The organism is Methanoculleus chikugoensis (genome assembly GCF_019669965.1).
GTDB classification, from domain to species: Archaea; Halobacteriota; Methanomicrobia; order Methanomicrobiales; family Methanoculleaceae; genus Methanoculleus; species Methanoculleus chikugoensis.
The window spans coordinates 490,436-516,215 of sequence record NZ_AP019781.1; the positions used below are offsets into that span (position 1 = coordinate 490,436).

At 64.4% G+C, this 25,780-nt stretch carries 19 protein-coding genes and 1 tRNA gene; 9 read left to right on the forward strand and 11 right to left on the reverse strand.

Annotated elements, in window-relative coordinates; genetic code table 11:
• Positions 1-22: 22 nt before the first annotated feature.
• Complete coding sequence (ablB, locus tag MchiMG62_RS02580; RefSeq protein WP_221057753.1) at positions 23-901, reverse strand: putative beta-lysine N-acetyltransferase; 879 nt, start codon at positions 899-901, stop codon at positions 23-25.
• A gap of 301 nt (positions 902-1,202) precedes the next feature.
• Between ablB and MchiMG62_RS02585 the strand changes: the two genes are divergently transcribed.
• Positions 1,203-2,405 carry a radical SAM protein gene (locus tag MchiMG62_RS02585; RefSeq protein WP_221057754.1) on the forward strand — a complete coding sequence of 401 codons (1,203 nt, stop codon included), beginning with the start codon at positions 1,203-1,205 and terminating at the stop codon, positions 2,403-2,405.
• 26 nt (positions 2,406-2,431) lie between these two features.
• On the opposite strand, the gene MchiMG62_RS02590 is transcribed toward MchiMG62_RS02585, so the two are convergent.
• The 6 genes from MchiMG62_RS02590 to MchiMG62_RS02630 all read right to left on the reverse strand — a co-directional run bounded on the left by MchiMG62_RS02590 (position 2,432) and on the right by MchiMG62_RS02630 (position 10,269).
• Complete coding sequence (locus MchiMG62_RS02590; protein WP_244987774.1) at positions 2,432-3,343, reverse strand: DUF2795 domain-containing protein; 912 nt, start codon at positions 3,341-3,343, stop codon at positions 2,432-2,434.
• Positions 3,344-3,537: 194 nt separating this feature from the next.
• A complete protein-coding gene (locus MchiMG62_RS13175) occupies positions 3,538-5,142 on the reverse strand; it encodes a DUF2795 domain-containing protein (RefSeq protein ID WP_244987775.1) in 1,605 nt (534 codons plus the stop codon).
• Positions 5,143-5,292: 150 nt separating this feature from the next.
• Positions 5,293-6,600, reverse strand: coding sequence for a methyl-coenzyme M reductase glutamine C-methyltransferase (locus MchiMG62_RS02615; protein WP_221057756.1), 1,308 nt, complete (start codon positions 6,598-6,600; stop codon positions 5,293-5,295).
• A 46-nt stretch (positions 6,601-6,646) separates the two neighbouring features.
• Positions 6,647-7,324: a DUF2225 domain-containing protein gene (locus MchiMG62_RS02620; protein ID WP_221057757.1), complete on the reverse strand. Its 678-nt coding sequence runs from the start codon at positions 7,322-7,324 to the stop codon at positions 6,647-6,649.
• Between the two features lie 66 nt (positions 7,325-7,390).
• Positions 7,391-8,467, reverse strand: coding sequence for an ABC transporter permease (locus MchiMG62_RS02625; protein WP_221057758.1), 1,077 nt, complete (start codon positions 8,465-8,467; stop codon positions 7,391-7,393).
• The gene (locus tag MchiMG62_RS02630; RefSeq protein WP_221057759.1) at positions 8,464-10,269 is read right to left on the reverse strand and encodes a PrsW family intramembrane metalloprotease; all 1,806 of its coding nucleotides are present in this window, start codon (positions 10,267-10,269) and stop codon (positions 8,464-8,466) included. The genes MchiMG62_RS02625 and MchiMG62_RS02630 overlap by 4 nt, the downstream gene beginning before the upstream one ends.
• 80 nt (positions 10,270-10,349) lie before the next feature.
• Here MchiMG62_RS02630 and MchiMG62_RS02635 point away from each other — a divergent pair, with 80 nt between their 5' ends.
• A complete protein-coding gene (locus MchiMG62_RS02635) occupies positions 10,350-11,237 on the forward strand; it encodes an ABC transporter ATP-binding protein (protein ID WP_221057760.1) in 888 nt (295 codons plus the stop codon).
• A 45-nt stretch (positions 11,238-11,282) separates the two neighbouring features.
• On the opposite strand, the gene MchiMG62_RS02640 is transcribed toward MchiMG62_RS02635, so the two are convergent.
• Entirely contained in the window at positions 11,283-13,166 is a 1,884-nt protein-coding gene (locus MchiMG62_RS02640) for a PAS domain S-box protein (RefSeq protein ID WP_221057761.1), read from the reverse strand.
• 229 nt (positions 13,167-13,395) lie between these two features.
• On the opposite strand from MchiMG62_RS02640, the gene MchiMG62_RS02645 reads away from it, so the two are divergent.
• Both MchiMG62_RS02645 and MchiMG62_RS02650 read left to right on the forward strand, forming a co-directional pair.
• A complete protein-coding gene (locus MchiMG62_RS02645) occupies positions 13,396-15,249 on the forward strand; it encodes a methyl-accepting chemotaxis protein (protein ID WP_221057762.1) in 1,854 nt (617 codons plus the stop codon).
• Between the two features lie 9 nt (positions 15,250-15,258).
• A complete protein-coding gene (locus MchiMG62_RS02650) occupies positions 15,259-15,750 on the forward strand; it encodes a chemotaxis protein CheW (protein WP_221057763.1) in 492 nt (163 codons plus the stop codon).
• 387 nt (positions 15,751-16,137) lie between these two features.
• Here the strand turns inward: MchiMG62_RS02650 and MchiMG62_RS02655 are convergent.
• A tRNA-Lys gene (locus MchiMG62_RS02655) sits at positions 16,138-16,211 on the reverse strand.
• A 113-nt stretch (positions 16,212-16,324) separates the two neighbouring features.
• Between MchiMG62_RS02655 and MchiMG62_RS02660 the strand changes: the two genes are divergently transcribed.
• The 3 genes from MchiMG62_RS02660 (at position 16,325) to MchiMG62_RS02670 (ending at position 20,191) form a co-directional block, all read left to right on the forward strand.
• Positions 16,325-17,785, forward strand: coding sequence for a DHH family phosphoesterase (locus MchiMG62_RS02660; RefSeq protein WP_244987776.1), 1,461 nt, complete (start codon positions 16,325-16,327; stop codon positions 17,783-17,785).
• Entirely contained in the window at positions 17,782-18,405 is a 624-nt protein-coding gene (locus tag MchiMG62_RS02665; RefSeq protein WP_221057765.1) for a 6-hydroxymethylpterin diphosphokinase MptE-like protein, read from the forward strand. Before MchiMG62_RS02660 ends, MchiMG62_RS02665 begins: the two co-directional genes overlap by 4 nt.
• Before the next feature lie 136 nt (positions 18,406-18,541).
• Positions 18,542-20,191 (forward strand): radical SAM protein, encoded by a 1,650-nt coding sequence (locus MchiMG62_RS02670; protein ID WP_221057766.1) that lies wholly within the window; start codon positions 18,542-18,544, stop codon positions 20,189-20,191.
• Positions 20,192-20,360: 169 nt separating this feature from the next.
• Here MchiMG62_RS02670 and MchiMG62_RS02675 read toward each other — a convergent pair whose 3' ends face one another.
• A complete protein-coding gene (locus tag MchiMG62_RS02675) occupies positions 20,361-21,497 on the reverse strand; it encodes a CBS domain-containing protein (RefSeq protein ID WP_221057767.1) in 1,137 nt (378 codons plus the stop codon).
• A gap of 52 nt (positions 21,498-21,549) precedes the next feature.
• Here MchiMG62_RS02675 and MchiMG62_RS02680 point away from each other — a divergent pair, with 52 nt between their 5' ends.
• Positions 21,550-21,813, forward strand: a complete 264-nt coding sequence (locus tag MchiMG62_RS02680; protein WP_221057768.1) for a PRC-barrel domain-containing protein — start codon at positions 21,550-21,552, stop codon at positions 21,811-21,813.
• A 32-nt stretch (positions 21,814-21,845) separates the two neighbouring features.
• Positions 21,846-22,580 carry a tRNA(His) guanylyltransferase Thg1 family protein gene (locus tag MchiMG62_RS02685; RefSeq protein ID WP_221057769.1) on the forward strand — a complete coding sequence of 245 codons (735 nt, stop codon included), beginning with the start codon at positions 21,846-21,848 and terminating at the stop codon, positions 22,578-22,580.
• Here the strand turns inward: MchiMG62_RS02685 and ileS are convergent.
• Positions 22,563-25,739 carry an isoleucine--tRNA ligase gene (ileS, locus tag MchiMG62_RS02690; protein ID WP_221057770.1) on the reverse strand — a complete coding sequence of 1,059 codons (3,177 nt, stop codon included), beginning with the start codon at positions 25,737-25,739 and terminating at the stop codon, positions 22,563-22,565. The two genes, MchiMG62_RS02685 and ileS, sit on opposite strands and share 18 nt — an antisense overlap.
• Positions 25,740-25,780 lie beyond the last annotated feature (41 nt).

A 25,780-nucleotide genomic window follows, 5' to 3' on the forward strand; every position in this document is an offset into this window, starting at 1 on the left:
TAGTATGGATCCGGGACTTTGCTTATTCTTTTCCCCGGGCGTCTCCGGCCGGCCCGGAGATGCCCCGTGGGAGTGCTGCCATTCTATCGTCGAGCAGTCTGTACCAGACGCTCATATCCTCAAAGGAGCCGCATATGTTGACGCAGCCGGGAACCGTCCCCGCGTGGGTGTAGCCGGCCCGGGCAAAGGTGATGTTTGCCGGGTATGAACGGGCCCGGACGATGGCGAATGCGGTCTTTATCCCGATTGAGCGCATCTTCGTCTCCATCCACCGCAGGAGGCGGCCCGAAAACCCGCGGCCCCGGTACTCCGGTAACGTCGCGAACCCGGTCATCTCCGCAAATTGCCCCTCCGGGTCAACGGCAGCAGAGGCGATCGCGGCGATCTTTTTGCCGTCGCGGATGCAGAAGCAGTGCAGGTTGTGGTGCATCTCCCGCACGAGATAGGCCGGGTCATGGACGGGGACCGGATAGGTCACGAACACCTTCCGGTAGATGGCCGCGAGCGCCGGGGCGTCCGCCGGCGTGGCGGGGGTGCAGGTGAAGCCGGGCTCGAGTGTCGGGCTCGCGGCGCTCCTCCGCCCCTTCTCTTCTGCAACGGCAAGGACGTCGTCGATCCCGTCCTGCCAGCCGCTCTGGAGGGGGTCACGGTAGGCTGCCATGTAATAGCCGTCCACCTCTCCCCGGTAAAGCCCGGGAATCCGTGCCCTGGGCCGGTAACCGGACGATATGAAGTGGCCGCATGCCGGGGCAGGGATTCGTGCGAAGATCCGTGAGTAGCCCCGGCCTCGTGCAAAAGCGAGGAGCTGGTCGGTGATCCCCGGGAAGTCCGTCGGATCCAGGCGGAAGAGGTAGGCCCGGTCGTTGAACGGGCCGTGGTGGACCAGGCTCCCTCCGAGCATTGCGACGGTGTCGGCGTAGGCACCCCGGTATGGGCGAGATCCTGTCTGCCCCTGGCGTTGAGGCGGACTGTTCTTTGCCGGATGCAGGGTTGTGGTGTTCCCGGCACCGGTGTGTGATCGATGGACGTTCTGATTTTTCTGATCTTGTAAAAAACGAACCATTGTTTCCAGGGATACTATGGTTCTCACAATACATAATAGGTTCTAATATTGAGTTTTGCGGTTTTCACAATAGCCCTCCCTTACACTTTCGCCCCGCGCCCGGCATCGGTTCTTCCCTCGACGGGCCGATGCTTCCGGTATGTCCGTTGCGGAGCAGAAACTCACCTACCTCACCGCTGCCGGGCGGTTCGACATCTGCAGCCCGGGCGAGTGCCTTCAACTCCTCCCGGTCGCAGTCGAAGCCCGAAGGATCTCTCAAGCGCCGGAAATCCTGCCTGTCCCGCTCGATACCCATCGTACATCTCAGGAAGCCCTCGGCGGTCTCGAAGACCCGAATGTGCGAACCGTGATCGCTCCCTACATCTCCTACAACCGCCGGACCGGCGGGTGCGGGCGGATGCTCAAAATGCTCCTCAACGGCACCTGCTCCTACGACTGCGCCTACTGCCCCGTCCGTACCCGGCGAGAGCCGGTGAGTTTCTCCCCCGGGGAGTTCGCCGATACCTTCTTTCGCCTCTGGCGGGACGGACTCGTCGAGGGACTCTTCCTCAGTTCCGGCATCCCCCGGGACGTCGATTATGTGATGCACGATCTCGTGGAGACGGGGGAGATCCTGCGCCGCCGGGGCTACGACGGCTACCTTCACCTGAAGATCCTTCCCGGCGCAACCCGGGCGGATATCCACGACGCCGCCCGCGTGGCCGACCGGATCAGCATCAACCTGGAGACGACGTCGCCCGACCGCCTCGGGGGCATCGCCGGGGTGAAGGATTATCGGCAGGATATCCTGAAGCGCCAGTCCTGGGTGGCGGAGGAGAAGCCCGGCGGCCACACCACCCAGTTCGTCGTCGGGGCCGCGGACGAGACCGATGCGGAGATCCTCTCCTGCCTCGCCGACCAGTACCGGCGGGTCCGGCCGTCACGGGTCTACTTCTCGGCGTTCCACGCCCTTCCGGGGACTCCCCTCGCGCCGCACCCCGACACCCCGGCATGGCGGACACGGCGGTGGTACCAGGCCGACTACCTGCTCCGGGACTACGGCATCACGGCCGACGAACTCCGGGCTGCTCTCGACGAGGAGGGGTTCTTTGCAGACCGCGACCCGAAAGCGGTTCTTGCCGCCGGGAACGCGCCGGTGGACGTCAACCTCGCCCCGCGCCGCGACCTCCTCCGCGTCCCCGGGATCGGGCCGAAGGCCGCGGACCGGATCCTCAGCCTTCGGAGGGTGCGGCCGTTCACCGGTCCGGCCGACCTTGCGCGTGCCGGTATCCGGGGGAAGGCCGCCGGGCGCCATCTCGTATTCGGCGGCCGGGATGCCATCCAGACGAAACTCTTCTCGTAACTGCCGCTCCTTCCGAAAAAATTGGGTTATCTGACCTTCCCGAACTCCGTGCTCACGTCTGCGGCCGACCGGTAATCCCTCTCCTCGAACCGCTCGAGCGCCGCGATCACGTCCTGCGGTGCAGCGTTCTTCCGGGCCTGGGCTATGAGATCCTGCCTGCCCCCCGGGTAGTCCATTCCCTTGAGGTAGACCTGCAGGTCGGCGGCTGAGAGGCGCCCGGGAGCGGGTCCCGCCGTCGTGGGCCGTTCGGTCTCCGGGGGCGCGGTCTCGGTAACGGGCATCGTCGTGACCCTGCCCTTCTCCACGTCCTCGGCCTTCATCATGGACTCGAGCGTCGGAGCGTGCGCCTCCGTCACCGGCCGGGTCTCCGCCTCCTCGACGACGGTCTCGCGGGGAGGGGCCTCCGTCACGGGCACCGTCGTCCGGGCCCGGGTCTCTTCCACCTCCTCGGCCCGTATCGGCATCTCCTCCCGGGGTGCCCGCTCCCGCACCTCCACCCGCTCCGTCGTGACGACCTCGCGGGGCGGCGGCTCTGTCCGGGTCACGGCCCGGGCCTCCTCCTGGCTTGGGGGGCCCATGGGGCGTTTCGACTCGATCAGGCTCCAGTTCGCTTCTCTCGGCCAATCCCCCTCCGAGAACCCGGGTTCGTTGTCGAGCCGATACTTGCTGATGTTCGCCACGAAGACATCGTCCCCCGTCCGGTAGACCATGGCCTCGATGGGGATGGCGAAATGCTTCGCTCCAAGGCCGAACATGCCGCCGGTCCTGAGCACCGCATACGCCACCCTTCCCGTGGGCAGGCCGACCCGCAGGCTCGAGATCTCGCCGAGATCATAGCCCTCCGGGTTCTTCACCCGCTTCCCCACAACATCTTCGGATGAGAGGAACTCCTGCCCCTCCGTCCTCCTCACCTGCTGCTCCAGAATCGTCTCAGCCATTGCAACCACCATACCCTGTTCGAAGGCGATCATCACCTTCGCGCAGAGCGGGCGATGCGTGTTGCGACTATTTAACAGTTCCCCGGTTCCGGTATCGGGCTACCGGCGAAGAGTTCTCCGCCATAGAATCGGCTTGCCGGGGAGGTTGGGAGGGATGTTTCCCGGCTGCCGCCCGTAGCGGCCGGTCCTCCCCGTCACCTGACCTTTCCGAACTCCGTGCTCACGTCTGCGGCCGACCGGTATGTCCGGTCGGAGAACCCCTCGATCGCGGTTATCACGTCCTGAGGAGCGTTGTTCTTCCGGGCCTGGGCGACGATCTCTTGTTTGCCCGCGGGGTAGTCCATGCCCTTGAGGTAGACCTGCAGGTCGGCGGCCGAGAGATGGGTGAGGGACGGTACTGTCCTCCGTGCCGCGGGGGCCTCCACGGCGGGGGTTTCAGGTCGGACCGTCTCCTCTCTCCTGACCTCCTCCGCAGTGATCCCGGGCTCCCGCCGCGTTTCCATCGCGGCCGGGTGCTCCCCGCGGACCTCCCTCCCGAACTCCGTGCTCACATCGGCGGCCGACTGGTACGTCCGGTCGGAGAACCCCTCGATTACCGTGATCACGTTCTGTGGCGCGTCATGCTGCCGGGCGTGGGTTACGAGATCCTGCCTCCCTGCCGGGTAGTCCATGCCCTTGAGGTAGACCTGCAGGTCCGCAGCGGAGAGACGGGCGCGGGGTGGTACCGTCCTGGCCGCCGGTGCTTCTTCACGGACCTCCTCCACGGGAGTCTCGCGAACCCCCCTCGCAGGCGTCTCGATTCCGGTCGGCTGCCGGGTGCGGGCCTCGCTGCCGAACTCCGCGCTCACGTCTGCGGCCGACCGGTATGTACGGTCGTTGAAGTTCTCAAGCACCGAGACCACGCTCTGCGGTGCGTCATGCTGCCGTGCATGGCTCACGAGATCCTGTCTTCCCGCCGGGTAGTTCATGCCCGCAAGGTAAGTCTGCAGCCCGGCGGCCGAGAGGCGACCGGCGGAAGGTCCCGGGGTCATGAGCGATCGCTCGGCCTCCGTTGCCGGCCGGGCCTCCATCGCGCCTGCCGGCTCTCTCCTGACCTCCTCGGCGACGGTCTCGCGGGGCGGCGTCTCGACTATCCGCTCCCTGTGGACCTCCCTGACGCCGGTCCCCGTGGGTGGCGGCCCCTCCGTCATCACCGGCCGCTCCTCGACACGCTGCGTTGTCGGCTGCCCTCCCCATCCGGCTGCGACCGTCTGGACGGGCGGTGGTGTCGGAACGATCCGCTCTCCGGCAGGAGACGTGGTCTCCGCCGGCTTCGTTGCGCCTGCCACTGCTGCTCCGGTGGCCGCTGCTGCAGCCGCGCCCACCCCCTGTGAAGGCGGAACCTCCCTCTCCGTCACCGGGGCCGTGGGCACCGCTGCTGCATGTGCCCGGGGCGGCGTCCGGACCAGGCTCCAGTCGGCCTCACGAGGCATCCTGTCACGGGAAAACCCCGAAGAGCTATCCAGCGTCTGCCTGTCCGCGTCAACGGTAGCACTCCTCTCCCCCGGACGGGTGCGAACCGCCTCCCAGGGGATGGCGAAATGTTTCTCGCCGAACCCGAGGATCCCGCCGTAGGAGAGCACGGCGTACGCGATGCAGCCGCTGTCCCGGTCTATCGCGACATCGCTGATATCGCCGAGGTTCTCTCCTTCCGGGTTTCGCACCTTGACGTCCCGGATGTCGTGCGCACGCATCAGGTTCACCGTCTCTCCCCGCCCCGGCCGGGTCTCCAGCATCGATCCTGCCTGTTGTTCAGCCATCGTATCTCCCTCCAGCTTGTTCTTCTCGAAGAGGTATCCCTTCAAGGCGGGGGAGTAGATGTTCGAGGATACTTAAGAGTTTCCGGCTCTGGCAAGCCGGGCTGTTTCAGCAGGGAGAACGAAGAATGGGAGCGGATGCCGGCCCGAACCTTACGGTCGGGCGTAGCGGAGGATGAGTTCGGTCGCCGCCCTGATATCCCGCCCCTGCTTCCGTGCCTCGGTGAGATAGGTGGTGTAGACCTCGTCGGTCACGAGCCGCAGTTGCGGGCGGAAGAGATCGGCGTGCATCATCAGGTCGAAGCACCGTGCTTCGCTCTCGGTCAGGTTGAGCGCCCGGTATTCTCCGGTATGCGGGATGAATGCCGGGTTTTTGTCGCGGGGCGTCCTGATCGCGAGGTCGGCGAGCGGTGTCGCCGGGATGGGTTCGGCGCTGCTCACGAAGACGTCGTCGAGGGAGAGTGCGGCGATGAGATCCTTCGTCGCCTCGTAGTCCCGTTCCGTCTCCCCGGGGTAGCCGACGATAAAACTCCCCGCAACCCGGAGACCGTGCTCCCGGCACCGCTCCACCGCCTCCTCGACCTGCCGGACGGTCGCGCCCTTGCCCATCATCCGGAGCACCCGGTCGCTCCCCGACTCGATCCCGAAGAAGACCCACCCGATGGTGTATCGCCGGACGGCGTCCAGAACCTCGTCGGTGATACAGTCCACGCGGATGTCCGGGGAAGAGACGTTTCGCGGCCCCATCACCTCTGCCATACCGCGGAGGAGGGCGATGAAGGCTTCCGGGTTCATCTCCCCGTCGGTGGAGCCGTAGAGCGACCCGGTCCCTCCGGAGACCGAGAGCCGTGTCGCTCCGTGCGCCGCAAAGGCCTTCACCTCCTCGACGATGCTTCCGAGCGGCCGGCTCCGGATCGCCCTCCCGAAGAACCGGGGCACCTGGCAGAAGGTGCATCCCCCGATGCACCCCCGGTGAGTCTCGATGTAGGCGCTCGCTCCCCGGACGCTCTGGCTCCCGATGTCGTCCGGGATCAGGGGGAGCGGCCGGTCGATCGACGCCGGCGGTGCGGGCGGCGTCACGACCGGCCGGCCGGCGTCGAGGAACGCAATCCCCGAAAGGTCGGGCGACACCCCCTCCTCGACGAGCCGGACCACCGTCTCCTCGCCCTCGCCGACGACCACCGCGTCGGGGGCGAGTTCCCCGAGCACCATCTCCGGCGCGGCCGAGACCGGCCCCCCGACGTAGACCACCCCTCCGCGCTCGCGGTGTGCCCGGATCAGGTCGCGGATCGCGGGGTCGAGGAGGTGCTGGGTCGAGAAGAGGCTCGCGAGCAGGACTGAATCGCCCGGAGCGGCAGGCGTCCGGGTGAGGGTCACCTGATGGCCCGCGTCGCGGAGGACACCGCCGATCAACATGGCGCCGTAGGTGTAGATGCCGGGGGAGAGGATCGTGATCTCCATGATACAATATCGCCGGAACAGTATACAAAAGGTGGGGATCTGCCGGTCAGAGCGATGCGGGCTGCCTGAACCGCCGGGCCTCGGCGACGGTATGGACGCCCCGATCCGATGCGGCGATCAACCGTGCCTGGAGCCGCATGATGTCGGCGATGATGGGTTGCGGTCTCTTCTCCAGCGCCTCCGCGACAACGGCCCGGGCCTCCCGGAACCTCCCCGCCCGGCGGAGCAGATCCGCGAGGACGGCCTCGTCCGCTCCCTCCAGGGCGGCCAGCCGCTCGCCTTTCTCCCATCCCCGCCGCAGGAGATCGGCGGCACGTTTCCGGCAGATCCGGGCGGGCACATCCGCCCCCTCGTCGTCGCAGACCCAGGCGGCATGGAGGGACGCCCACGCTGCCTGGGCCGGGAAACCGAGATCTTCCTGGATGATCGACCAGCAGAGGAAGGTGTTTGCTATTCCAGGGAACTTCCGGGCGTCGAGTTGCCAGCGGTAGCGCGGGAGTTTCACCACGTCGGCCGCTCCTTCCGGTGCCTTGCCCGGGTCGGGCGCACAGTAACCGCAGGACGGGCACCGTTTCACCCACGCGTAGATGGTGGAGCGCAGGGGTTCCGCGGGGCGGGTGTCGAGGTCTCGCGACCCGACGCTGCCCGCGGCCTCGGGGATGGTGAACCGGCAGGCCTCGCCGCAGACTGCACAGGTGGTACTGAGGTGACGGAGGTGGGTCATCGATGGGCTGAATGGCATACCTGCCGATATATATTTTGCCCACGATGGAATGCCGCGAGACGACGGCTACGCTGTAACCCCTTCCCCGACCCGGCGGGCGTAGGCCGTTACGGCCCATCCGAGGAGGGCTGCTACTCCCGCGACCAGCGCGAGAATCGGCCAGTGGACGGGGCCGGCGGTGTCCACCGCGAGCCTGACCATGAGGTTTAACGGATTGTAGGGGATGGCCATGACGAGGAGGAAGACCACGACGAGCGCGGTCGAGAAGATGAACTGGGCGCTCGTCCGTTCGCGGTAGTGGAGTGCCACGAGAGCCCCGAGCAGGATGAGGAAGAGCCCGCCTGCCGAGGCGTGGAGGAGGATGGCGGCGGCGTTATCGACCGCGATGCCGTTGAACCCGAGGAGGAGGAGCCAGGCCCCGGCCTGAACCGGAACCAGAATCTCGCAGGCGGCCACCTTCCCCCAGACCATCTCCGCGAACGTGACCGGCGTCGACATCAGCGTCTCGAGCGTCCGGCGCTGGTACTCCTCGGTGATGAGGTCGATGATCAGGGCTGCCGAGACGATCGCCGGGAGGAGAACGAGCAGCGGGATCAGGAGGCCGTAGACGAACTCGAAGAAGTTTTCGCCGCCGCCGGACTCGGGGAAGTTCAGCGAGACCGGGAAGGTGGTCATCCGCCCGGCCCGGACCTCCCGCAGTTCCTTCTCGTAGCCCTGGAGCACCTCTTTTACCTTGACGTTGATGACGCTCGACTGCAGGTCGTTCTGGATGAGGTAGAGCGTGACCATGACCGGCTCCTCTGCGTCGGGCGGGGTGTCCGGAACGTAGACCACCGCCGAGACCCGCCGTTCGCGGAGCGCCGCAAGCGCCTGGCTGAGATCCATCCGGTGGAGGATGAGGTCGTCTTGCTTCTCGAATTCGTCGATGAGGGCTGAGTCCGCTCCGGCGTAGCCGACGCCGTAAGCGATCGTCGAGTAGCCCTCGATCGCCTCCGGGTCGTACATGGCGGTGAGCCCCACCATCAGGAACGACGAGAACATCGCGATGAAGACCTGCAGGAGGATCGCAAAGACGATCGTCTTCTCCGACGAGAGCCCGAGGAGCTCTTTCTTCGCGATAAGGCCGATATTTCGTCTCTTCACAGGAGCGCCCCCATCAGGAAGTAGAGGTTGTAGAGGCTGTGCACCACGCTCGCGACGACGAGGCCGGACAGGTAGGCGCGGCGCCCCCAGAGCAGGAGGAAGCCGCCGGTGATGAGCACGCCCGCGATGTGGAGGAGGAGCGGCATCCAGAGCACCTGGAGGGAGAGGAAGAGAACGCTCCCGAAGATCGACTCGGTGATCTGGGCGAGCGTGGCGAAGAGGAGGAGTTTTTCACCGGCAAGGAACCCGAACCCGATCGCGACCGCCCCGAGGAGCAGGTTCTTCGGTGTCAGGAACCCCGGCCGCTCCCGCGCCACCGCGTAAAGCCCGATCGACTTCGCGAACTCCTCGATGAACGCCGCAGAGACGGTCAGGAGAACGAGGGAGAGCGGCATCGGGATGTTGAAGAAGAGGACGAGCGTCAGCATCTGGGCCATGAAGACGAACGGTATCGTGAAGCCCGCGAGCAGGAAGAGCGAGAGGTGCGGGTGATCCCGGCCGATTCCGGCCGAGATGAAGTCCGCGAGCCTTGAAGCGAGCGGCTTCTGCGAGAAGAGGCGCTCCTCACGGAAGTTCGTGATGCCGACGTAGAAGAGGATGATGCTCGTTGCAAAGAAGAGCACGGTCGAGTAGACGTACTCCATGGCGGTGAACCCGTCGCCCTGGATATCGAGGACGACCAGGGTGAGGGGCGAGATGATGCTGATGACGTGGGTGTTCGCAAAGACCGTCGGGAAGAAGAGGTACGACGTGGCGAGGGTCGAGAAGAAGATCGAGACAAACGAGAGTTCCTTGAAACTCCGGGAGGTCATTCCGATGATCAGGGCGTTTGCGAGGAAGAAGAGGATGACCGGGACGAGCGGGAGGAGGATGGTCATCGGCGCCCCGGCAAAGAGGGTGATCGCGGCGGCGATGAGGATCATGATCGTGAAGTAGGGGAGCGCTTTGCCGACGACGATCGCGGCAGGCCGGACGGGGGTAGAGAGGAGGGCTTCCCCGGCCCGTCCCACCCGCTCGTTCATCACGCTCATCATGAAGAACTGCGAGGTGAAGTAGAGCGGGAAGATGAAGACGAAGACCAGGATGATTGCATCGAACGGAAGCGGCGCCGAGAGTTCCGAGGGCGTCCGGAACTGCTCCATGGTGGAGCCGCCCGAGATGACGCCGGTGTAGCGTTCGAGGGCATGACTGCTCCCCGTATCCGCGAGATGCTCCCGGAGGGTCTCCTCGGAGACGGGCATTGCCGACGCCGGCGGCGTCACCGCTTCGACCGGCCCCGAGGGGACGGGCGGTCTTCCGGCCTCCGCCGGGGCGCCGACCTGCTGCCCGCTCTGGGTCGCCAGGAAGTCGATCTCGCTCTTGACGTACTCGAGATCGATCCAGAGCGGGTAGGCGGCGAAGAGGTCGGGTTCTCCGGCGGCCACGTAGGAGACGTAACCCTCGTAGTCGCGTTCGAGGGTCTTTAAGGCCGCCCGCCCTTTGTCCGTATCGGCGGCGTAGACCTCGCCCTGCAGGATGACGATGTCGTACGCGAACCGGTTCTCCCAGAGGGCCGCCCCGCTGTCGAGGTAGGGGGTAAAACGGCTGTCGGGAGCGACGATCCGGGCGATCTCGGGGTCGTCGATGCCGATGCGATACATGCCGTCCTGCATATGGACGCCGCTCTGGGCGGCAAATGCCGTTACCAGCACCAGGAGGACGAGAAGCCCCGCCGCAAGCGGGAGGACGCTTCTCCCCATCGTGGTCATCGACCGGTTCATCTCCCAGACGGCAATCGTCCGGATGGAGGAGGCAAGGCTCATGGTAATCCCAGGCGGCGCTAGAGAACCATATCTCTGTGCAGCAACCTATTAGTAGGCATCGGAGACATAAGGGGTACCGGATGATCACGGCCCGCTCCCTCGTCAAGCATTACGGCGACTTCCCGGCCCTCGACGACGTTACCTTCGATCTCGACGATGCACGGATACTCGGGGTTATCGGGCATAACGGCGCCGGGAAGACGACGCTTTTGAAGATCATGGCCGGCCTTGTCTCGCCGACGGCGGGAAGCCTCGTCGTCGACGGGATCGACGTTGTCAGGAGGCCGCTCGACCTGAAACAGAACCTGGGGTATCTTCCCGAAGAGTCGCGGCTCTACGAGACGATGACCACGGATGCGTATCTCGCGTTTTTCGGGGAGATCTACGGTCTCTCAAAACCGGCCATCCGGGAGCGGCGCGACGAACTCCTCGATTCGCTCGCGCTCGAGGCGGACAAAAAGAAGATCGGGGAACTCTCGAAGGGGATGAAGCGGAAGGTCGCGATTGCGCGGTCGCTGATGCACGACCCCGGGCTGCTCATCTACGACGAGCCCACCTCCGGCCTCGACCCCATGACCTCGCGGTCGGTGCTCGATTATGTCAAGGGTCTCCGGGACCGGGGCAAGACGGTGATCTTCTCCGCCCACAACCTCTTCCAGGTGGAGGAGGCCTGCGACCTCGTCCTGATCCTGCGCCGGGGGAAGGTGGTGGCGAAAGGCACCATGCCCGAACTCCGGGAGACCTTCGGTTCGCTCACCTACCAGGTCTTCTTCCGGGTGCCCGACCCGGCGGCCTTCGCGACATCGGTCAGTTACTCGGCCTCCAACGGCCGATTCCTTGCCGAGGCGCGTTCCGTCGAGGAACTGAACCGGACGACAGCGGCGCTTGCGGCCGACGGAGCGACGATCGAGCGGATCGAGTCGCATTACCCGACGCTTGAGGAGATGCTCCTGAAGATCGGGCGGTAAGGGTGGGGTCGGCCCCCCTCCGGCCGTAGTGCGCCCGGAAGCGCCTCATCGGGGGGTTTCGCCGGTCTCATCCATAAATATCCTCTCCCACTTCTGGAATCTCTCCGCCCGCCGCTCTCCGGTGATATCCCGGATCGACTCGATGGCGCCGACGATCTCCCCCCGGTTGTCGTAGAGGGGACCCGCCTTCACCCACCAGATCCATGGAAAACCGCCGCCCGACGGCGGGATGACAGCCTCTGCGATGATCTCACCCCCCTCGGCGTAGGTGATGAAGCGGTACCGGTTCCGGAGCGCAACATCAGGGTTCAGGACCTTATCCACGAGCATGGCTGTCCTCTTCCCGTAAAACGGGAGGGTGTACTCATGATCTCCTTTGCCGAGGATCTCCTCTGCGGTGATCCCGGTCAACTCCTCCATTGCCAGGTTCCAGGCAGTGACGACTCCCCCGCGGTCGATTGCAAACATGGCGTCGGGCAGGTGTCGTACGATGCCGGCCAGCCGGTCATGGGACTCCCGGAGCGCTCCCTCCGCGAGAACACGGCCGGTGACATCGTGTACCTGGATGAGGCAGCCATCCGGATCCCCGTCGTCCGGCGACCTGAGCGGGCTGACGACACCCCCAACGTGGATGATCCCGGTTCGTGTCGTCGGGAGGAGATCCCGGCTGCGAACCCTGTCAAAGTCGAACCGGCACTCCAGCGGGGTCACCGCATCTCCTGGTGCCTGCATCTCGCAGGCATCGAGCGCCCTGCAGACCTGCAGGAGGTTGATCCCCCGTACATCGTTGAGACGGGCGATCCCAAAGAGTTCGAGGCAGGCACGGTTGGCATGGAGCAGTGCCCCGGCGCTATCGCAGACCGCGATCCCGGTGGGGGAATCCTCGAATATTCTCCTGAACCGCTCTTCACTCTCCCTGAGCGCGCCCTCCCGGTCGTGTGCCTCCTGCTCAAGGGCCTGTAGTTGCCGGCGCAGGGTCTCCTCGATCACCCTGAACTCGTGGCTATCGGAACAGAGGTACTGGTACTCGAGTATTGTTCCGTCAGGACTGCAGAGTGCCCGACCCCTCCAGCGGTAGTAACGGGTGCTCCCGTCCGGCATGACCATCCTGCAGTCGATCGTCGCTGCCGGGTTCTTCGGTGTGAGGCCCCGGACAAAGTTCCTCCACGCCGTTCGCTCCTCCTCGACAAGCGGCGGGCGGAACTGCCGCCCGATGAGGTCGTCCCGTCTCGTCCCGGTCATCCGGCAGTAGACATCATCGGCCCACCCAGCACGCCCGTCCGGCGAGACACGGACGATCCCTTCGGCCCGGTCTTCCCGGAGCGCCTCCTGCCGCGACGCCTCAAACAGGCGCTCTTCTCCGGGATCGCCATCCTCCAGGACCTTCTCCAGGACGAGCGAGACCGCGGGCCGGCCGGTCTCGAGTACGGTGGGTATCAGGGAGACCCGGTAGGAGGCGGCACCCCTGCGAGAGCCGGGGCTCCACCGGAAGGTCCCCTCTTCTCCCCAGAGCGCCCTCCTGAGCAGAGAAGCTACATCATCGGAAGAGGAGATGCCCGGAAACAGTGGCAGGACCGGATGGCCGATGAGGGCCTCGGGCGTAGCCCCGAGGATGCCCGCGAGCGTGCCGGATACCTCCAGGACCTCCAGGTTGTGATCGACGACGATGAGGTTTGGGGAGCAGAACCGGCGGACGGCCGCGATAGGCAGGCGACGGGTCGGGCAGTAAATCTTTGCCGCGCCGACCAGCCGCATGTCGACCGATCCCTGCCGCTGCAGGATCGCGAGGTATTTCGAGACGGAGTTCCGGTTCATCGTGAGGAGGGTTGCGATATCGCTGATGCTCAGCCCGCCCGGGTGCTCCTGTAAAATCCCGAGTATCCCTGCAAGGTTATTCTCTGTCTGTCTGTCGACCTGGGAGGTGACCATGATGTATGGTCATACAATAAGTAATATATAAATATTACGTAAATGCATAGCAAGTGTGCATGGCATAAGAGTCATTTTAAGGGATAAAGAAAGGATAGCCTTCCATTAGCGACGAAAATTGGCGGATCTGATCCGCTGTACGGTGAGGGGCCGGCACGACACCCCGAGCGTCCCTCGCCGGCCAGGCGGATGCTGCAGCGAGTATGGTGTCGCACAGGAGGTAAGACCTATGATTAACGGTGAACTGGAAGCAGGCAGCCCCGTCTCCATCGCGGCGGAGGAGGCCCGGCGGCAGGCGGAGACCATCCTGCAGGAGAACCCGATGCCTACCATCATCTGGGATGGGAACCTGCACGTAACGACGGTAAACAAAGCGTTCCTGCAGATGACCGGCTACGAACGAAAGAAAGCCGAGTCCATGACGATCAGGGACTTCGAGCTCGACGGTGACAGGTCGGGCAAGGAACTTATGGAGGTCTTCAGGACGAATCGGACGGTATCCGGCGAGATAAGGGTTACAGTCCCGACCGGCACCTTCTCGTTTGTCCGCTACAACGTCCCGCTCCCCGACGGGGCCGGCAACGTCGAGAGCGTGATGAGCGTCTACAAGGACATCACCGAGCAGAAACGGCAGGTGGAGCAGATGGAGGTACTCCAGCAGCAGGCCGACGCGATTGTCCAGGAGAACCCGATGCCCATCCTCCTCTGGAGCACCGACCTGACCATACGGCTGGTCAACAGGGCGTTCTGCGAACTGAGCGGTTTTTCCGAGGGGCAGGCCGCACGTCTCTCCGTGCGTGACTTCAAGTACCTCAACCAGTCCGGGGAAGGTGTTGCGGATACGCTGAAGAGCCGGAAACCCAGCAAGGGTGAAGCCACCCTCGAGTTTCCGGCCGGCATCCGTATCATCGAGCGCTACAACATCCCCCTCTTCGATAAGAAAGGCGACGTCGCGAGCGTGCTCACCGTCTACAACGACATCACGGAGTCGCGGACCCTCGAGGAGCGGCTTCACAAGAGCATCGGGGAGCTCGCAGGAAGTCTCAACGCGATCGCCGGCGGCGACCTGACCCGCCCGGTACCCACCTATGCGGACGATCCGCTCGACGAGATCAAGAAAGACCTGAACAAGGCGCTCGACAGCCTGCAGAAGTTTTTCCGGCAGACTCTCGAACAGGCGGACGCACTCGAGCACGCGATCGTCGATGTCGGGAAGGGTGCCGACGAGATCGCCCGTGCCTCCCAGCAGGTGGCGAACACCGCTCAGAAGACATCGGACGGTGCGAAGGAGCAGATCCAGCAGCTCGACCGGGTCACCAAGGAGATCGGCGATCTCTCCGCAGCGGTGGAAGAGATTGCAAGCACGGCCCAGGAGGTCAGGAACCTCTCGACAAACGTTGCAAAAGCCGGAGAGTCCGCCGTCGGACTCGGGAACGAGGCGAGCACGAAGATGCAGGCGGTGCAACGGATCTCCGAGCAGGCCGTCGAGGAGATCACCAACCTGAACGTGAAGATGCAGGATATCGGCCATATCGTGAAGCTGATCACCGATATCGCGAACCAGACCAACCTCCTCGCGCTCAACGCCGCGATCGAGGCGGCCCGTGCCGGTGAGCACGGCCGCGGGTTCGCGGTCGTCGCGGGTGAGGTCCGAAACCTTGCCGGGGAGTCGAAGAGCGCGACCCGGCAGATCGAAGAGGTGATCGGCGGCGTCACTGCAAGCAGTGGAAAGACCGCCGAAGCGATGCGGGGGGCTCACACGGAGATCCTCAGCGGGATCGAGAGCGTGAACGAGACCATTGCGGCCTTAAACAAGATGGTTGCCGACGTCAACGGGTCCGTCAGCGGCATCGCCGACATCTCCCGTGCGACCGAGAATCAGGCCGCCGCGGCGAACGGGGTCACGACCAGCGTCGAAGAGGTCTTTGCCCTGATTCAGGAGGGCGAACGGGGCACCGAAAGCCTCGCTGCACTCGCCGAAGAGTCGTCCGCCTCAACTGAGGAGGTTGCCAGTGCCTCGACCGATATCCGGCAGATGGCCCAGCAACTTCGCGAGAGGGTTGCACAGTTCAGGTTCCAGTGAGGCCGGAGCATGATCGACGTCGTCGAGTTCGAGCTGGGGCAGGAACTGTACGCGATGGACATCCAGCTCGCCCGGGAGATCGTGGAGATGATGCCCATCACCCACATCCCCCGGGCACAGGACTACATTGCCGGGATCATGAATCTCCGGGGCGAGATCACCACTGTTGTCGACCTGAAACGATTGATCCGGATCCCGGGAGAACCGGGGAGCAGCCAGAAGATCATCGTCCTGGTCGCCGAGGCGGCCGGGGGGTCGAACCTCGGCATAATCGTGGACGACGTGCACAGCGTCATCCAGGTGGCCGAGGAGGATATCGAGTTGATGGACGAGGGGATCTCTTCCGGGGTTCACGCCTTCGTCAAGGGGATCATCAAACTCACGAAGGATGAGGACGACCGGAAACCGGGCGATGCCAGGTCGCAGCGTGGGTCCGGGCTCATCCTCTGGATCGACATCAAGAAGATCCTCGACGACCTCGTCCAGAAGAGTCAGGTATAGTCGCCCGGTCGATTGCGCTGCAAAATGTGGCGTATCCGCAAACCTCTTTTTTTAGCTCTGTCGCCGTACCTGCGTGAGAGGGTGGGGAAAGGGAAGTCTCCGGTTTACTCCTCCCCATGCAACGCTCTTGCGGGTTTTTGGCCGGGGCAGGATTTATATAGCAGCGGCATATATGTGCCTTCGCAATTCCGTTTCCGTCGCATCAAGCGGCCTCCCGCAAGAAGCCCCGGTGCGGGCGAAGACCGGCGGGGGTTGACCGGGCGGCCGTGCGCCCCGCCCGCAATGGAGAACCCACTCTGCGGAACAATGTCGCGCGAACCGAACGTTCGCAGCCTGAATCAAAGAATCGATCTCGGGTGCAAAGGATGAAAAGAATCGGGTGTTCGACGGGCCTGAAGGGATTTGAACCCTTGGCCTACGGATTAAGAGTCCGTCGCTCTGCCGAACTAAGCTACAGGCCCATGCGTCTGACCTAACAGTGTTGCATGGGAAACCGTATAAACTTTATGGAACCTCCCTGAAAATCGCCGAAATGGAATCCCTTAATACCATGAGAAGTTACACCATTGTACGCATGCCTGAGGCGGTCCAGAACGTTTCAAAGGAACGTATCAAATACATCATTCTTGGCTGCGGGAGCACCGGCTATAACGTCGCCGAGGAGCTTGAGCAGGAGAACGAAGATCTCATCATCGTCGATAAGGACGAAAAGCGGGTGGAAGATCTTCGCGATCAGAAGTACGAAGCGATCGTTCGCGACCTCCGGAACCCGAACTTCATGGAAGGGCTGCCCGTGCCGGAGGTCGCGTTCATCCTCGCGAACGACCGGGAGGCCAACCTGACGGCGCTCCAGACCGTCAAAAACCGGTACCCGGCGACCTACGTCATCGCACGGGCTACCGACCCGGTCAGCGTCGACCTCCTCCAGCAGGAAGGCGCCGATATCGTCCTCTACCCGCAGGAGGTGGTTGCGAAAACCGCCATCCACCACATCCGGAAACTGCACTCTTCAAGGCTCGCCCTGCGGCTCTACGACATGCTCGCCTCCTGGGAGGGGACGCTCTGTATCGTCACCCACCTGAATCCCGACCCTGACTCGATATCGAGCGCCATGGCGCTCTCGATGATCGCGCGGCACGCGAGCCGCAACAAACTCAACTGCCGCATCGTCTACGAAGGGGATATCGGGCACCAGGAGAACCGGGCATTCATCAACCTCCTCGATATCAAGTTGGATCGGCTCACCCCCCAGACCCTCGAGGAGTGCAACTACATCGCCCTGGTCGACTCGTCCGGGCCCGGCGTGAACAACGAGCTCCCCAGATCGACCCGGGTCAACATCATCATCGACCACCACAAGAACGGCGAGCATCCGTCCACGGTCGCCGACTTCATCGACATCAGGCCGGGGGTCGGCGCCACGGCGAGCATCATGACCCAGTACCTGATGGAGCTCGATATCCCGGTGAACAAGTCGGTGGCCACCGCGCTCCTGTACGGTATCCGGGCCGACACCCGCGACTTCAAGCGGAACGTCACTCCCCAGGACCTCAACTACGCGGCGTTCCTCCTTCCCCTGACCGACTCGGATCTCCTCGATAAGATCACCTCCCCCTCAATGTCGCTTGAGACAGTGGAGATCATCGGGAACGCCATCCGGAACCGCCGGCTCAAGAGCGGCTACCTCTTCTCGAACGTCGGCTACATCAGGAACCGCGACGCTCTCCCGCAGGCGGCCGATATGCTGATCCACCTCGAGGGCGTGAACACGGCGCTGGTCTACGGCATCAGCGACCAGAACATCATCATCTCGGCGCGGAACAAGGATATCAGGCTCCATCTCGGCAACGTTATGGCCGAGGCGTTCGGCCCTATCGGTGAGGCCGGTGGCCACGCCACGATGGCGGCGGCCCTGATACCGCTCAGTTACTTCTCCATGGCGAAGGAGAAGGAGGATCTGCTCGATCTCATCATCGATCCGATCCTGAAGAGGTTCTCGAGCATCGTCGGTCTGGACGACGAGGATGGACAATGAGGTTTTCGGACTGGGAGCCTCACTACACTGCAATTCTGGATTATTTCGGGTTCGAGCGCGAGGCGGACGAGGCGGCTGCCCGGACTCTCGCGGATCTTGCCGGTCGCGACGACGTCGGGCTGCTTGAAGCGTTCATCCGGGGGAGGCAGGTGACGGTCTGCGGGAACGCCCCCTGCCTTTCCGGGGAGCTCGACCGGATCGAGGGGACGGTGCTTGCCGCCGATGCGGCGGCGGAGGTGCTCGCGGATCACGGTATCCGGCCGGACGCGGTCTTCACCGACCTCGACGGGGCGACGGACGTTTTCATCGAGCTCTCGGAGCAGGGGACGGTGATGGTCGTGCACGCCCACGGCGACAACGTCCCGCTCCTCCGCCACTGGGTTCCGCGTATCCCCGGCCCGCTCGTCGCCACCACGCAGGCGGCACCGCTTCCCCACGTTCACAACTTCGGCGGATTCACCGACGGCGACCGGGCGGTCTTTGCCGCCGACGAACTCGGGGCGGCGAGCGTCCGGATCGTCGGGTTCGATCTCGCCGACAAAAACGTCGATCCCCTCAAGCGGGGGAAACTCTACTGGGCGGGGGAACTCCTCCGCCTGATCGGGTATGACCTCCAGTAAACCATTGCATCTAACATTTGTGACGTTGCCTCACGCGAAGATCGCGAAGCCGCGAAGGGAGTTTCCAGTCCCCCGACATTGGACTTCGCGCTCTTCGCGGCTTCGCGCGAGTCTACCAGGAGGATTGAGTTAGCACATGCCGGAGTCAACTAGCGCCCTCATCATCGACGGCTACGTCGACGAGCCCGCGTGCCTCGGCGTCGCGCCCTACGTCTCCCCGTACATCCGCGAGGTCGCCGGGGTCCTCGCCGGGCACGGCTACGCGGCCCGCTACGTCACCATCGACCAGGTCCGGGCCGATCCTTCTCTTGTTGCCCGCCCCGGCCGCGGCGATCTCGTGGTGATGATCGCCGGGCTGACCGTGCCGGGAGCATACATCGGGGGGAAACCCGCGACCCTGACAGAGATCCAGCAGCTCGGAATCCTGCTCCGGCAGCCGACCACCGCGATCGGCGGGCCGATCGCCTTCGGCTACGCTCCCGGTGGCGGGAAGAAGGCGATCCGGCAGGCGATCGCCGGGTTCGACGTCACGCTCTCGGGGTCGCCCGCGGTTGCGCTGGATTCCTGGCTCTCGGGCGGGGAGCCTGCCGGCGCGGGGGATTACTCCCTGACCGACCCCTGGTGCACGGCGGGCGCCGGGATCGTGGCGCAGCACCCGGCGTTCCCTTACGTGATCTGCGAGCTCGAGACCGCGACCGGGTGCTCGCGGGCGACGGTCGGGGGATGCTCGTTCTGCACCGAGCCGTTCTACGGGCTCCCGCGCTACCGGAGCATCGAGGGGATCGCGAAGGAGGTGGCTGCGCTCCATGCGGCGGGAGCCCGCCACTTCAGGCTCGGCCGGCAGCCGGATCTCCTCGCCTACAAGAGCGGCGGCGGGGAGTTCCCGGTCCCCCGCCCCGAGGCGCTCGCCGAACTCTTCTTGGCCGTCCGGGAGAACGCGCCGGACTTGAAAACCCTGCACATCGACAACATCAACCCCGGCACCATCGCCCGGCACGAGGACGCGGCACGGGCGGCGCTCGAGGCGATCGTCGCCGGCCACACCCCCGGCGACACCGCGGCCTTCGGTATGGAGACCGCCGATCCGGCGGTTGTGGCGGCAAACAACCTCAAAGCCCTGCCGGACGACGTCTTCCGCGCGATCGAGGTCGTGAACGAGGTCGGGGGGATGCGGACGGGGGGCATCCCCGAGCTCCTGCCGGGCCTGAACTTCATCGTCGGCCTCGCGGGGGAGACGCCGGCGACGTTCGACGCAAACGAGGCGTTCCTCCGTCGGGTGCTCGATGCCGGTCATCTCGTCCGACGGGTGAATATCCGGCAGGTGATGCCGTTCGAGGGAACAAAGGCCTACGAGGAGAACACCCTCGGGAAGCACGATGCCCGGTTCCGCTCCTTCAAGGAGTGGACGCGGAAGGAGTTCGACGAACCGATGCTCCGCCGGGTCTTCCCGGTCGGCACTGTTCTCCCGGAGGTCGTCGTCGAAGTTCCCGGAAAACCGTCGTTCGGGCGGCAGATGGGCTCCTACCCCATCCTCGTCGGGATCCCCCTCGAACTCCCGGCACGGACGGTGCTCGACGCCGTCGTGGTCGACTGGGGGATGCGGTCGGTGACGGCCCTCCCCTGCCCGGTGGAGGTCAACACCCTGCCGGTAGCGGCGCTCCGGTGGATCCCGGGGGTGGGCAAGAAGAGAGCGGCGACCATCGCCGCCCGCCGGCCTTTTAGTGGTCTTGATGAGTTCCGGGAGGTCGCCGGGGAGACGGGGATCGAGGACGTGATAGTGTTTTAGAGTGCTCTCTTCGCGGCCTTCGCGGCTTCGCGCGAGTTAGCAGCGTATGAGTGGCCGATCCCTCACGCGAAGCCGCGAAGAACGCGAAGTTCGGTAGACGGGTGCTGACGACTTCCCCTTGGTGGCTCGTACTTCGCGTAAGGCTGATTCTCCCTTCACGTCTCCTATGCTACTCCTCCTCCCGCAGTTCCATCACCCGCAGAACGTCCGTCCGGGTCACGATCCCGACCAGGGCGTCGCCCTCGACGACGGGAATCCTCCCGATCTCCTGGCCGGTTATGATCCGGAGCGCGTCGATGAGCGGTGCCGACGGCGGGAGGGCGGTCGGGTTCCGGGTCATGATGTCGCGCACCTGCATCGCCTCCCGGTCGATCGGCGAGATCTTGTGGATGTCGGCGAGGGCGACGATCCCGACGAGCGATCCCCGGTCCACCACGGGAAAGCCGAGGTGCTTCGTCTCGTACATCATGTCCACCACCTGCGAGAGCGGCATCGTCGGTTCCACGGTGACGACGGGGCTGCTCATGGCGTCGGCGACCGTGACGTCCTGCAGCAGGATGTTGTAGCGGAGGAACGTGGCCTCCTGGTTCGCCCCGATGTAGATGAAGAAGGCGATGAGGATCAGGATGGGGTTTAAGAGCAGGAACCCGACGATCCCGAAGAGGACGGCGAACCCTTTCCCGACGTCGGCGGCGATCCGGGTCGCCCGGGAGAGCGGCATCCGGCGGGCGAGCCATGCCCGCAGCACGCGCCCGCCGTCCATGGGGAACGCCGGGAGGAGGTTGAACCCGAAGAGCAGGACGTTCAGGAGCCCCAGGTAGCCGAAGGTGAAGATCAGGACGCCGGCGACCCCCGGGTCCGGGACGACCGCCGCAACGACGTAGACGAGGGCGCTGGAGACAATGCCGACCGCAAGGCTCGTCAGCGGGCCCGCGAGCGCCATGGGGAGTTCGATCTTGGGGTCCGGCATCGTCTCCTCCATCTGGGAGACTCCCCCGAGGATGAGGAGCGTGATGCTGTGGATCTTGATCCCCTTTGCTTTCGCGATGAGTGAGTGGGCCATCTCATGGATGAAGACGCCGAAGAAGAGACCGAGCGCCACGACGGTTCCGAGGATGTAGGGATTGAGCCCCTCCGTGATCAGCGTCATATCGATCGGAACGCCGAAGAGAGCCTGGATCAACTCGGTCGTGAGCACGATCTGGCTCCCGATGATCCAGGCGAAGAGGGGGATCACCAGGAGGAAACTCCAGTGCAGTTTGACCGGAATCCCGGCCAGGTTTCCGATCTGTAGCGACGCTTCCATGGAAAGGAGTATCTTTTTATCATTTATAGTAATATACCTTCAGAGGATATCGATGAGAACCCAGATCACAGAGATGTTCGGATTACGCGTCTATACCGACAGAGCTGTCTTTATCGGGAATGTTGACGATGTCGTGCTTGATGTGGACCAGAAGAAGATCGATGCCCTTGCGGTCGGCGAGCTCAACCCCGAGATCGGGGAGGTAAAAGGCTATACCGGGCTGCAGATCCCCTTCCGCATCGTAAAGAGTGTCGGAGATATCGTCATCGTCCGGCACATCCCCGGGCTCTTCAAATCCCCGGCAAAAGAAGACTGACCGCGATGTCCGGGGCTCCCTTCCGATACAATATGGATACCGGAGATCGTGAGATCTTCTCGAACCTCACGATCTTCCCCCCCGTTTTTGTCCGGCTCGACGGTCGCGCCTTCCACCGTCTGGCACGTGCGCTTCACCTGAAAAAACCGTTCGACCCCGCCTTCAACGAGAGCATGCGGTCGGTCTGCCGTTACTTCCTCACCGGGAGCGGCCTATCCCCCGCGTTCGCCTACACCTTCTCCGACGAGATCAGCCTCTACTTCTCGACGCTGCCGTTCTCGGGGCGGGTGGAGAAACTCGACTCCGTGACCGCTGCGGTTGCGGCGAGCAAGCTCACGATCGAACTCGGGTGTACCGAACCGCTTGCGTTCGATGCCCGGACGATCCCCGCGGCGGGAGGGTTTGCGGTCGAGTACCTGGTCTCGCGCCAGAACGAGGCATGGCGCAACCACGTCAACGCCTACTGCCAGAGCGCGCTCGTTGATGAGGGAATGACCTCCCGTCAGGCCGCCGCTGCCCTCCGTGGGATGCAGTCCGGGGCGATGCACGAGATGATGTTTGAGCGGGGCGTCAACCTGGCGGAGACGCCGGCCTGGCAACGGCGGGGGACGCTCCTTTACCGGGAAGAGTGCATAAAAAAGGGGTATAACCCCCTGACGGGGGAGACCGTCGAGGCCGTAAGGACCTGTATCCGGGAACCGGAGGAGACGCCTCTCTTCTCGACGGAGGAGGGCGCGGCCCTGATCCGGTCACTCACCGGCGCGTGAGATGCCGATCTGCATCTGCACGCCTTCCACATCCCAATCCTTCTCGAGCGCAAAGGGCTCCGCCGGCTTCTCCCCGTTGCGGCGGACGGTGAGGGCTGCCGCCCGCACCTCCCCGGCGATCTCCTTCTGCCACTCCTCTTCTGCGATGAGCGAGGCCACCCGTTCGTCGGCGACATCCACGGCCGCGACGATGAAGTCGTCGACGTTCAGGTCGAGCTGGCGGCGCATCTCCTGGATCCGCCGGATCACCTCGCGGGCGTACCCCTCGGCCTCCAGCGCCGGCGTGAGAGTGACGTCGACGTAGACCGTCGCGTCCTTCATGGGCGCGGCAAAGACACCCTCGGGGAGGGCTTCCGCGAAGGTGACGTGGCGCGCCGCGATCTCATAGCCGTCGATTTGGGTCTTTCCGTCCCGCTCGATCGCGGCCTTCAGGGCGGTGCCGTCCGCGCTCTCTATCAGCGCTTTGACCTTCGGCCCCTCTTTGCCGAACTCCGGGCCGATCGCCCGCATCACCGGTTCGGCCTGCCAGAGGATCCGGTCCCATCTTCCGGTGACAACCCCGACCGTCCGGGCGTTCGCCCGGTTCAGGGCGAGATCGTTCAAGCCTTCGAGAGCCGCCTTCACCTCGTTGCTCCCGGTGACCACAACGGTCTCGGAGACCGGCCAGCGGAGTTTCCGTCTCCCGTTCTGCCGGGCGGTGGCGACCGCGTCGTCGAACGACTGGATGATCGCCATATCGGCCTCGAGGCGCGAGTCGATAAGGGAGTCGTCCGCCTCCGGCCAGTCGAGCATATGGATGCTCTCCGGGTCGCCTGCAAGGCGCAGGTTCCGGTAGATCTCCTCGGCGATATGGGGGGTGAACGGCGCAAGGAGCGCGATCAGGCGGCGCATGACGTAATATACGGTCTCGTAGGCGTACCGCTTCTCCGGTGAATCCTCCTCGAGCCACATCCTCGGCCGGACGAGCTGGACGTACCACCGGGAGAGATCCTCGAGGATGAAGGCGGCGAGCGCCCGCGTCACTTTGTGGAGGTAATACTCCTGCATGTCCGCAGCCGTGGTCCGCGCGAGCGAGTTCACCCGGGAGATTATCCAGCGGTCTTCTTCCGGCATATCCCTGACATGCGTCCGGACGAACGAGTCGTCCCAGAGGCCACCGGCCCCCGATGCCGGTTCAAACGAGTCGAGAACCATATACGGGAGCGGGAACCGGTAGACGTTCCAGAGGATGTTGAGCGTCCGGTGAATGGTCTTGACGCTGTCCCAGTTGAACTTCAGGTCGTCCCAGGGAGCGTTTGCCCAGAGGACATAGAACCGCAGAACGTCGACGCCGAACTGGTTCATCACCTCCTCGGGCGTCACCACGTTGCCGAAACTCTTGCTCATCTTGCGCCCGTCGGCGTCGAGAGCGAACCCGTGCATCAGGACGCTCTTGTAGGGGGCGCGGCCGAACGCCACGGTGCTCGCCCCGAGCTGGGAGTAGAACCAGCCCCGGGTCTGATCCTGCCCTTCGGTGATGAAGTCCGCCGGCCAGAGGCGGTCGAAGGCCTCGCGTTTTCCGGGGAACCCAAGGGTCGCCCACGACGCGACCGCCGAGTCGAACCAGACGTCGAAGATATCGGCGACCCGGCGCATCTCCCCGCCGCAGGAGCACGGGATGACGACTTCGTCCACGTAGGGGCGGTGCGGGTCGGGAACTTTCACGCCCGACCGCTCCTCGAGTTCGGCGATGGTGCCGATGACGGTTCGCTCGCCGCACTGCTCGCACTGCCAGATGGGGATGGGGATGCCCCAGTAGCGCTGCCGGGAGATGCACCAGTCGCGGGAGTCCCTGACGAAGTCGTGGAACCGGGCGCTTCCCGCCCAATCGGGGTACCACTTCACCTTCGCGATCTCCTCAAGCATCGGTTCGCGGATCTCGGTGGCTTTCAGGAACCACTGTGCCGTCGCCCGGTAGATGATGGGGGTCTTGCACCGCCAGCAGTGGCCGTAGCGGTGGGTGATCGTCCGCCGGGCGAGGAGGTAATCACCGAGCGCGTCGATGACGAGATCGTTTGCGTCCCGGACGTACATGTCCACGAACGTCCCGGCCTCCCGGGTGAAACACCCGCCGGCGTCGACCGGGCAGAAGACCTCGAGCCCTTCCCGGGTGCCGATCAGGTAGTCGTCCCACCCGTGCCCGGGAGCGATGTGGACGAGACCGGTGTTCTCGAGCTCGACGTAGTCGGCCGCGACGATCCGGTGCCGGATCTCCGCCTGGTGCGGAACCTGGCCGGCGAGCGGCGACGTGTACTCCGTCCCGACGAGGTCGCTGCCGCTGGCCTTCTCAAGGACGGTGTAGTCCTGGTAGCGCCCCATCTTCAGGACGGACTCGACGAGTTCGTCGGCGATCCAGAGGATCTCTTCGCGGCCGTCCTTCTTTGCCGCTACCCGCGCGTAGGTGAACGCGGGGTTGACCGCAACCGCGACGTTTGCCGGAAGCGTCCACGGCGTGGTCGTCCAGATCACCAGGAACTCGTTCTCGCGCCCGGTGATGGGGAACTTGACGAAGATGGAAGGGTCGGTCTCGTCCCAGTACTCCACCTCCGAGTCGGCGATCGCCGTCTCGCACCGGGGGCACCAGTTCACGACCCGGTGGCCGCGTTCGAGGAGCCCGCGCTCTTCCGCCCGCTGGACCGCCCACCACGCGGACTCGATGTATTCCTTCTTGATCGTCTGGTAGGGGTCGTCGAAGTCGAGCCAGATGGCGAGCTGCCGGAACTGGTCGCTCATGATCTCCATGTGCGTCACGGCGAACGTCCGGCACTGCTCGATGAACGCGGCGATCCCGTAATCCTCGATATCCTTCTTGGAGGTGAACCCGAGCTGGTGCTCGACCTTCACCTCGATAGGGAGGCCGTGCATGTCGTAGCCGGCCCGCTCGATGACGTTTCTCCCCCGCATCCGGTGGTAGCGGAGGATGGAGTCTTTTATGATCTTGTTCCAGGCGGTGCCGAGATGGATGTGGCCGGTGGTGTACGGCGGCCCGTCGACAAAAAAGAACGCTTTTCCATCCTCCCGCACCTCCTGGACGCGTGCATAGGTATTCTCCCGTTTCCAGTAGTCCTGGACTCCCGCCTCAAGTTCGCGCGGGTTATAACTGCCGGTGACTTCTTTCACCTCGTATCCCTCATATTCAGCACTGTGGTGTACCGTTTGTT

Bases quoted from the DNA above. Each gene is read 5' to 3' on its own strand.
- ablB (WP_221057753.1), bottom strand. From the start codon at position 901: ATGCTCGGAGGGAGCCTGGTCCACCACGGCCCGTTCAACGACCGGGCC.
- MchiMG62_RS02585 (WP_221057754.1), top strand. From the start codon at position 1,203: ATGTCCGTTGCGGAGCAGAAACTCACCTACCTCACCGCTGCCGGGCGG.
- MchiMG62_RS02590 (WP_244987774.1), bottom strand. From the start codon at position 3,343: ATGGCTGAGACGATTCTGGAGCAGCAGGTGAGGAGGACGGAGGGGCAG.
- MchiMG62_RS13175 (WP_244987775.1), bottom strand. From the start codon at position 5,142: ATGGCTGAACAACAGGCAGGATCGATGCTGGAGACCCGGCCGGGGCGG.
- MchiMG62_RS02615 (WP_221057756.1), bottom strand. From the start codon at position 6,600: ATGGAGATCACGATCCTCTCCCCCGGCATCTACACCTACGGCGCCATG.
- MchiMG62_RS02620 (WP_221057757.1), bottom strand. From the start codon at position 7,324: ATGACCCACCTCCGTCACCTCAGTACCACCTGTGCAGTCTGCGGCGAG.
- MchiMG62_RS02630 (WP_221057759.1), bottom strand. From the start codon at position 10,269: ATGAGCCTTGCCTCCTCCATCCGGACGATTGCCGTCTGGGAGATGAAC.
- MchiMG62_RS02635 (WP_221057760.1), top strand. From the start codon at position 10,350: ATGATCACGGCCCGCTCCCTCGTCAAGCATTACGGCGACTTCCCGGCC.
- MchiMG62_RS02640 (WP_221057761.1), bottom strand. From the start codon at position 13,166: ATGGTCACCTCCCAGGTCGACAGACAGACAGAGAATAACCTTGCAGGG.
- MchiMG62_RS02645 (WP_221057762.1), top strand. From the start codon at position 13,396: ATGATTAACGGTGAACTGGAAGCAGGCAGCCCCGTCTCCATCGCGGCG.
- MchiMG62_RS02650 (WP_221057763.1), top strand. From the start codon at position 15,259: ATGATCGACGTCGTCGAGTTCGAGCTGGGGCAGGAACTGTACGCGATG.
- MchiMG62_RS02660 (WP_244987776.1), top strand. From the start codon at position 16,325: ATGCCTGAGGCGGTCCAGAACGTTTCAAAGGAACGTATCAAATACATC.
- MchiMG62_RS02665 (WP_221057765.1), top strand. From the start codon at position 17,782: ATGAGGTTTTCGGACTGGGAGCCTCACTACACTGCAATTCTGGATTAT.
- MchiMG62_RS02670 (WP_221057766.1), top strand. From the start codon at position 18,542: ATGCCGGAGTCAACTAGCGCCCTCATCATCGACGGCTACGTCGACGAG.
- MchiMG62_RS02675 (WP_221057767.1), bottom strand. From the start codon at position 21,497: ATGGAAGCGTCGCTACAGATCGGAAACCTGGCCGGGATTCCGGTCAAA.
- MchiMG62_RS02680 (WP_221057768.1), top strand. From the start codon at position 21,550: ATGAGAACCCAGATCACAGAGATGTTCGGATTACGCGTCTATACCGAC.
- MchiMG62_RS02685 (WP_221057769.1), top strand. From the start codon at position 21,846: ATGGATACCGGAGATCGTGAGATCTTCTCGAACCTCACGATCTTCCCC.